2 protein-coding genes and 1 pseudogene are annotated in these 3,410 nt (G+C 71.2%); all 3 read right to left on the bottom strand.

Going from position 1 to position 3,410, the window contains the following annotated elements; translation table 11 throughout:
• Positions 1–311: CHAD domain-containing protein (locus IH13_RS0117840; RefSeq protein WP_037841669.1), on the bottom strand; the 311-nt coding region annotated here is incomplete at its 3' end.
• Positions 298–2,547 carry an RNA degradosome polyphosphate kinase gene (locus IH13_RS0117835; protein ID WP_031085617.1) on the bottom strand — a complete coding sequence of 750 codons (2,250 nt, stop codon included), beginning with the start codon at positions 2,545–2,547 and terminating at the stop codon, positions 298–300. The genes IH13_RS0117835 and IH13_RS0117840, both read right to left, overlap by 14 nt.
• A 289-nt stretch (positions 2,548–2,836) precedes the next feature.
• Positions 2,837–3,410: pseudogene (locus IH13_RS0117830) on the bottom strand (hypothetical protein); the annotation flags it as partial.

Genomic DNA, 3,410 nt, shown 5'->3' with positions numbered 1-3,410 from the left:
AGCCGGCCGGCGTAGGCGTGTTCGCGGGCCAGGGTGCCGGAGAGCCAGGCCAGCTCCGTACGGAGGTGGTCGGCCCAGCCCGGGTCGAGCGCCGTGCGGAAGGTGCGCAGGGTGCCGCTGATCCGGTGCGCCGTGTGGCGCAGGGCGGCGGCGGCCTCCTCGGTGCCGTGCGCGCCGGCGTCCGTGGGGGCGCTGTGCTCGCGGTGCAGGCGCAGGCCGCGCAGGAAGGCGGCGGCTTGTTCGTGCAGGTAGGGCGCGAGGACGGAGGCCGCGGAGCGGGTCGTGGCCGTCTGCTGGTCAGGGTGTCGCACGCCGGCGCCTCCGGGCGTCGATGAGCATCTCCTGTACGTGTCGCAGCGGCTGGCCGTCCGCGTCCGTGGAGTGCCGGGTCCAGTCACCGTCGGGGCCGAGGTGCCAGGAGGAGGTGGTGTCGGACATGCCGGTCTCCAGGAGTCGGCTGAGGGCGGCCCGGTGGGCGGGATCGGTGACGCGTACCAGCGCCTCGATCCGGCGGTCGAGGTTACGGTGCATCATGTCCGCGCTGCCCAGCCAGACTTCGGGTTCACCTCCGTTGCCGAAGGCGAAGACGCGGGAGTGTTCCAGGAAGCGGCCGAGGACGGAGCGGACCCGGACGCTCTCGGAGAGCCCGGGGACGCCGGGGCGGAGCGCGCAGATGCCGCGTACCCAGATGTCGACCGGCACCCCGGCCCGGGAGGCCCGGTAGCAGGCGTCGATGATCGCCTCGTCCACCATGGAGTTGACCTTGATGCGGACGTAGGACGGGCGCCCGGAGCGGTGGTGGGTGATCTCTTTGTTGATGCGGGCGATCAGTCCGTCACGCAGGGACTTCGGGGCGACCAGCAGCCGGCGGTAGGTCTCGCGGCGGGAGTAGCCGGAGAGCCGGTTGAAGAGGTCGGAGAGGTCCGCGCCGACCTGGGGGTCGGCGGTGAGCAGGCCGAGGTCCTCGTACAGCCGGGCCGTCTTGGGGTGGTAGTTGCCCGTGCCGACGTGGGAGTAGCGGCGCAGGGTGTCGCCCTCCTGGCGGACGACGAGGGAGAGCTTGCAGTGGGTCTTGAGGCCGACGAGGCCGTAGACGACGTGGCAGCCGGACTCCTCCAGCTTGCGGGCCCACTTGATGTTGGCCTGCTCGTCGAAGCGGGCCTTGATCTCGACGAGGACGAGGACCTGTTTGCCGGACTCGGCGGCGTCGATGAGGGCGTCCACTATCGGGGAGTCACCGGAGGTCCGGTACAGCGTCTGCTTGATGGCGAGGACGTCCGGATCGCTCGCCGCCTGTTCCAGGAAGGCCTGGACGGAGGTGGAGAACGAGTCGTACGGGTGGTGCAGCAGCACGTCGCGTTCGCGCAGGGCGGCGAAGACGTCGGGTGCGGAGGCGGACTCGACCTCGGCGAGGTCGCGGTGGGTGCCGGCGACGAACTTGGGGTACTTCAGCTCGGGCCGGTCCAGGGACGCTATGCCGAACAGCCCGGTGAGGTCGAGCGGTCCGGGCAGCGCGAAGAGCTCGGTCTCGGAGATCTTCAGTTCGCGTACGAGCAGGTCGAGGACGTACGGGTCGATGGACTCCTCGACCTCCAGCCGGACCGGCGGGCCGAAGCGGCGCCGCATGAGTTCCTTCTCCAGTGCCTGGAGGAGGTTCTCCGCGTCGTCCTCCTCGACCTCCAGGTCCTCGTTCCTGGTGACGCGGAACATGTGGTGGGCGAGGACCTCCATGCCCGGGAAGAGCTCTTCGAGGTGGGCGGCGATGACGTCCTCGATCGGGACGTAGCGCTGCGGGGATGCCTCCAGGAAGCGGGTCAGCAGCGGCGGCACCTTGACCCGGGCGAAGTGGCGGTGGCCGCTGACCGGGTTGCGTACGACGACGGCGAGGTTGAGCGAGAGGCCGGAGATGTACGGGAAGGGGTGTGCCGGGTCCACGGCCAGCGGGGTCAGCACGGGGAAGACCCGCTGCCGGAAGAAGGTGAAGAGGCGGGCCTGTTCCTTCTCGGTCAGCTCGGGCCAGCGGATCAGCTGGATGCCCTCGTCGGACAGGGCGGGTGCCACGTCCTGCTGGTAGCAGGCGGCGTGCCGGGCCATGAGTTCGCGTGAACGGTTCCAGATGAGGTCGAGGACCTCGCGGGGCTGGAGGCCGGACGCGGAGCGGGTGGCGACCCCGGTGGCGATGCGGCGCTTGAGGCCGGCCACCCGGACCATGAAGAACTCGTCCAGGTTCGAGGCGAAGATCGCGAGGAAGTTGGCCCGCTCCAGGAGGGGGGTGGCGGGGTCCTCGGCGAGTTCCAGCACCCGTTCGTTGAACGCGAGCCAACTGCGTTCACGGTCCAGGAAACGGCCCTGCGGAAGTTCGTTCCCTTCGCTGTCCGGCTCGTACGTGTCCGGGTCGTTGTCCAGGTCGGGGGCCAGGTCGGAGGCGGTCGACAGGCCCGTGGGCACCGAGGAGCCGGCGACGGCGTGGGGCCGGTGGGCGGCGAGGGAGCCGACCGACGGCTGGGCGGGCGGGGCGGGGACCTCGGAGCTGGGCTGCTGGCTCATGGACCTATTCTTCCGCGTGTGCGGCTCCTCAGGCGCGTCGGAGCCGCCGGAAAGCGCGGAGGAGGCGGGAGCGGGCGGTGAGCCCCGGTCTCTCCCGGTGCGGGGGGCGGGCACAGCTGGCTGCATCCCCCGAGGGTCCCAAGGTCGTCTGAACGGTCGGTGACGATGACATGACCTACGGGGATCGGTGCGGCTGCGGTGCAGTCCCGTGGTCTGTGCACGTTTCTCTGCTTCCCCGCCCGGGTTCCGGGATCCCCCCGGAACCCGGAACCCGGGCGGGGCGGTCCGGTCAGCCGTGGCGGCGGCGCAGCACCCGGAAGGCGAGGGTGAGGGCCAGGGCGGCGAGGGCGAGGAGGATGCCGGTCTCGACGAGTTGCAGGGGCCAGAAGTGCGAGGCCGGGTGGTAGTCGAGGTAGTGGCCGGTGATGTCCCGGTCCGCCAGGCACTGGAGCCGGTCCCGCTCGGACACGGCCTGGGAACACCCGTCGGGTGACAGGCGCTCGCCGCCGCGGGTGAGGTCGCCCACCTCCACCCACCAGATGCCCGCGCCCACGTCAAGATTCTGGCCGGTCAGCGTGCGTGTGGGCCACAGTCCGCCGCGGAAGAAGGCGAAGGCGGCGATCACCGCGCCGGTGACGGCCGTGGAGACGGCCAGGGCCGGAACGGTGCGGCGGACCAGCAGTCCGGTGAGTGCCCCGGCAGACAGGCCGAACAGCAGGTGGGCGGCCGGTGCGATGCCCGTGGTGGCGAAGACCTCCGGGGTGAACCACTCGGTGGGGTAAGGGTTGTCCGCGCGGGTCCGCGCCCAGTGCAGGACGCCCGACAGCACGGCCGTACCGGCCAGCAGCAGCACGGTGGATACG

This window comes from Streptomyces sp. NRRL WC-3549, from assembly GCF_000721935.1.
Taxonomy (GTDB): domain Bacteria; phylum Actinomycetota; class Actinomycetes; order Streptomycetales; family Streptomycetaceae; genus Streptomyces.
The sequence above is the reverse complement of the archived record's forward strand: the minus strand, read 5'-3'. Positions and strand labels throughout refer to the sequence as shown.

What these genes read in the sequence shown, in the direction of transcription:
- IH13_RS0117835 (WP_031085617.1), bottom strand. Translation starts at nt 2,547, where the DNA reads ATGAGCCAGCAGCCCAGCTCCGAGGTCCCCGCCCCGCCCGCCCAGCCG.